Source organism: Algoriphagus sp. (assembly GCF_024642405.1).
In the GTDB taxonomy this organism is placed as follows: Bacteria; Bacteroidota; Bacteroidia; order Cytophagales; family Cyclobacteriaceae; genus Algoriphagus.
This window is the reverse complement of record NZ_JAHEBC010000324.1, coordinates 1-4,337: the sequence shown is the minus strand read 5'-3', so window position 1 is coordinate 4,337 and position 4,337 is coordinate 1. Positions and strand designations below refer to the sequence as shown.

The 4,337-nt window shown below is 38.8% G+C and carries 3 protein-coding genes, 1 tRNA gene and 1 pseudogene; 1 reads left to right on the top strand and 4 read right to left on the bottom strand.

From position 1 onward, the window contains the following. Positions 1 to 524 (bottom strand): annotated as a pseudogene (locus Q0L68_RS17005) (M1 family peptidase); the annotation flags it as partial. Between the two features lie 157 nt (positions 525 to 681). Between Q0L68_RS17005 and Q0L68_RS17000 the strand changes: the two are divergent. Beyond that, positions 682 to 2,508: a TonB-dependent siderophore receptor gene (locus Q0L68_RS17000; RefSeq protein ID WP_296705430.1), complete on the top strand. Its 1,827-nt coding sequence runs from the start codon at positions 682 to 684 to the stop codon at positions 2,506 to 2,508. Positions 2,509 to 2,723: 215 nt separating this feature from the next. Here Q0L68_RS17000 and Q0L68_RS16995 read toward each other — a convergent pair whose 3' ends face one another. The 3 genes from Q0L68_RS16995 to Q0L68_RS16985 form a co-directional block, all read right to left on the bottom strand. Next, entirely contained in the window at positions 2,724 to 2,978 is a 255-nt protein-coding gene (locus tag Q0L68_RS16995) for a GIY-YIG nuclease family protein (RefSeq protein ID WP_296705428.1), read from the bottom strand. Between the two features lie 41 nt (positions 2,979 to 3,019). Continuing rightward, positions 3,020 to 3,094: transfer RNA gene (locus tag Q0L68_RS16990), tRNA-Val, on the bottom strand. 245 nt (positions 3,095 to 3,339) lie between these two features. Further along, positions 3,340 to 4,337 (bottom strand): aldehyde dehydrogenase family protein (locus Q0L68_RS16985; RefSeq protein ID WP_296705427.1); only part of this gene is annotated, 998 nt, incomplete at its 5' end.

The window sequence follows — 4,337 nt, the reverse complement described above, 5'->3', positions numbered from 1 at the left end:
ATCGCAACTGTCGCTTTTCCTCCTTTTGCAGGAATGGGCTCAGCAAACCAAACTTGCATCCGGGTATCTGTAATTATATGTCTATTAGAAACTGCACCTTTAGAACCAACCTTCGCTTCTAGATTGCTAATATCAAATCCACCATCCGTATCACCATTATATCGGTTTCCCTGAATCGGTGTGGTCAAAGTTCCTCTTGAACTTTCTGTAAATCTATTTTGCTCTAATTGCATCCAGATAAAATCTAATGACTCGGGGCTATTATTGGTATAAGTCATGGTGACTTTCCCCGTAAGCGTGTGAGCTTGGTCATCTAATGTAGCCTCTATTTGGTAATCGGCAGCATTTTGCCAATATCCAACACCTGGTTTTCCGGAGGCTGTTCTAGAGTAAGTTCCACGACGGTCCATAAACTCACCAAATTCACTTTGATTACTTTCTTTTACTTCTTGGGCGAATAAATTTGACACTTCTGCAAAACCGAGCCCTGCAATAAGAAGTGATAGGATAATTTTTCTTTTCATACTAATGTTAAATAATAGGCGCCTAAATTAAGGATATCCTTTGGTTATGCCAGTTTATTTTATAAGGACATACTTCCATTAACTAATTTTCACTGAAAATCAAAGTTGAAATTCGACTATTTTCGTCTGTTCTTTGGGCTGGATTTTTAAAATTTATATGAAAAAAATATTCTGCTTCATTCTAAGTTTTGGCTTAATAATCAGCCTAAAGGCTCAAAATGATACCACAACCCAAAAACTTGATGAGGTAATTATACAAGAAAATCGGATCCAGATCCCGTTTTCAAAGCAAAGTAGAAACATAACCCTGATTGATAAACAAGAATTAGAAACTACCCCTGCAAGGAGTTTGCAGGAAATCTTATCTTTTGTCCCAGGTGTTGATGTAAGACAAAGAGGCGTTACCGGGGTACAAGCAGATATTGGGATTCGAGGTGGATCATTTGCCCAGACTTTGATGCTTTTAAACGGTATTAAATTAACTGATCCACAAACAGGGCATCACATGATGAACATCCCCGTTCCTTTGGTTAATGTGGACAGAGTAGAAGTGCTAAAAGGTCCTGGATCAAGAATTTTTGGTCAGAATGCTTATGCTGGTGCCATCAATGTAATCACATCACTGAGTGATGAGCGGTACCTTAGGGTTCAAGGTTATGCAGGTGATTTTGGCATGAAAGGAATCAATTTTGCCGGGTCACTTCCTGCTGGAAAATACAATCAAAACCTGGCCGTTTCGTACGACGATTCTAATGGATACCAGTACAATTCCGACTACCAAGTAAATAATATCTTTTACGAAGGAGGAATCGATCTAAATGATCAAAATAATCTTCGAGGAATGATCGCCTATACTGATAGGACTTTTGGAGCAAACGGATTTTATACCAGCGCCTTTCCTGATCAATGGGAAAGCATTCAGACGACTTTGGCCTCTTTAAGTCACACTTGGAATCTTTCTAATTTTTACCTCAACACAAGAGCTTATTATCGATACAATGCAGATGAATATCGATTAAGACGAAATGAACCAGAATTCTACCAGAACAATCATACTTCAAACGTATTTGCTTTAGAAGCAAATGGTAATTTCAAAACATCTATAGGAACCACTGGGTTTGGAATCGAGACCAGAAAGGAAGATCTAGAAAGCAATAATTTAGGGGATAGAGATAGAACTCTCAGTGGGATATTCTTGGAGCAAATGATAAACCTGGGACAGAAAGTAGATCTAAGAGCAGGAGTTTATTCAAACTATAATTCCGGTTATGGCTGGAAGCATTTTCCAGGTGCAGAGCTTGGGTTCCAAGCAAGTCAAGAATTAAGAATTTACTCTGGATATGGAGTAAGTTATCGAATCCCAAGTTTTACTGACTTATATTATGTAGGTCCAACAAATATTGGAAATGATCAACTCGAACCAGAACAAGCCCAGAATTTTGAAATTGGTGGCAAATGGTCAAAAGAAGGATTCAGAGGGGAATTAGTCTACTTCTTAAGAAAAACAGATAATTTGATCGAATGGACCCGACCTGATGAAAATACTCCATGGCAACCGCAGAATTTCAATGAGGTGAAATTTAATGGAGTGGAAGCATCTTTTTATTATCGAGTCAATCCTAAAGGAAATTCCATTCAGGTAAAAGAATTTAATTTTTCTTACAATTACATCCATGCGGATTTAATCCAACAGCCTGGAGTGGAGACAAGATATGCACTGACTGCTTTAAAAAATCAATTGATAGGAGGCGTACTAGTTGGATTAGGAATGAAACTAGAGGTAAATACTAAACTACGGTATATAGAGCGGATGAATCAAGACCCATATTTCTTGATGGATATGCGGCTAGATTACAACCGAATTGGTAAAGTCGGTTTTTTTGCCGAAGCTTCTAATTTAACCAATACTGAGTATGTGGAAGCCGCTACCATTCAGATGCCAGGCAGATGGTTTAGAGCTGGGTTTATGTTGAATATTCAATAATCAAAAAGGGGAAACTGAATTATCAGCTCCCCCTTTTTTTTCCTTCTTTTAATATCAATAATCCCCATATCAAAATGATCTAAAACAAAAAATCCCGAATAGATCGGGATTGAATGTGGGAGTTGAGGGTCCCGATTCCTATCGCGGACGAACCCCCGACCTTTCCGATTGCATCGCAATGCTAAGAATCAATTGAGCTAAACTTCAAATAGCTTTTATTTTGAGCTGTTGACAAGTTCGGCGATCATTTTTTTACTTTTCCATGCTTTGACAGATCTTTCTCTGGCATACGCAGTGCTTTTATCAGGAAGATCTTCATAATATACCAATTCCCAATCTTGGGCTTTTGAGGTAAAACCCTGATGATTTGATAGGTGCTTTCTTAACCTTTCATCAAGATTTTCACAGGTATGACCGATATAGAATTTATCCAGTTGGATAGAGTGCAATATGTAAAAGTGACAAGCCATACGACATAAAAAAAACCTTAGAATAATTTCTAAGGCTTGTGTGGGAGTTGAGGGATTCGAACCCCCGACCCTCTGCTTGTAAGGCAGATGCTCTGAACCAACTGAGCTAAACTCCCAAGATTTTGTGGTTCACTTTTAAGTTGGAATTGAACTCCGACTCTCCCGATGTAATCGGGATGCTCTGAACCAACTGAGCTAAACTCCCATTCTTCATTCCTTTCCTTCCAAAAGGGAATGCAAAGGTAATTTCTATTTTGAAATACCCAAACATTTTTTCTTTCAAAAACTATAAGCAACTGAAAATGAGCTTTAATATTTTAAAAATTATCAAAGCTCATTTCTTTCAACTAATTCCATCTGATTAAATATCAAATTTTATTCCCTGCGCCAATGGTAAATTTGAACTATAATTAATCGTATTCGTCTGACGTCTCATATAGGCTTTCCAAGCATCAGAACCCGATTCTCTCCCTCCACCGGTCTCTTTTTCACCTCCAAATGCACCTCCGATCTCAGCACCTGAAGTCCCGATATTCACATTGGCTATACCGCAATCTGATCCCGCAACAGAAAGGAAAGCTTCAGCTTCTCTCATATTAAGAGTCATAATAGCAGAAGACAAGCCTTGTGGCACTCCATTCTGAATCGCAATTGCTTCTTCAATGGTTTCGTATTTGATCAAATAAAGAATCGGAGCAAAAGTCTCATGCTGAACAATCTCGAAGTGATTTTCAGCTTCATAAATCGCTGGTTTCACATAACAACCGGATTCAAATCCTTTCCCTTCTAAAACTCCTCCCTCTACAACTGCCTTCCCTCCTTCTTCTATTACTTTTTGGGTTGCCGCTAGGTACATATTCACAGCATCTTTGTCAATCACTGGTCCAACATGATTTTTTTCATCTAATGGGTTACCTATCACCAATTTTGAATAGGCATTAGCTAGACGGGTCTTCACCTCATCAAAAACAGTGGAGTGAATGATCAATCTTCGGGTTGAAGTACATCTCTGACCTGCAGTTCCTACTGCTCCAAATAATGCCCCTCGGATCGCCATATCCATATCAGCTTCTGGAGTGATAATAATCGCGTTATTACCTCCAAGTTCAAGTAACGATCTTCCCAATCTACTTCCAACGGCCTGACCAACTAGTTTACCCATACGTGTAGAGCCAGTTGCCGAAATTAATGGCACACGGGAATCATGCGACATCATCTCCCCAACTTTATAATCTCCAATAATTAGAGAACAAATACCTTCAGGCATTCCATGTTTTTCAAAAACTTTTGCAGCAATATGCTGACAAGCAATACCTGACAAAGGCGCTTTTTCAGATGGTTTCCAAAGACAAACATCTC

Excerpts from the sequence above, each read along its gene's own strand:
- Q0L68_RS17000 (WP_296705430.1), top strand. The coding sequence starts at position 682 with ATGAAAAAAATATTCTGCTTCATTCTAAGTTTTGGCTTAATAATCAGC.
- Q0L68_RS16995 (WP_296705428.1), bottom strand. The coding sequence starts at position 2,978 with ATGGCTTGTCACTTTTACATATTGCACTCTATCCAACTGGATAAATTC.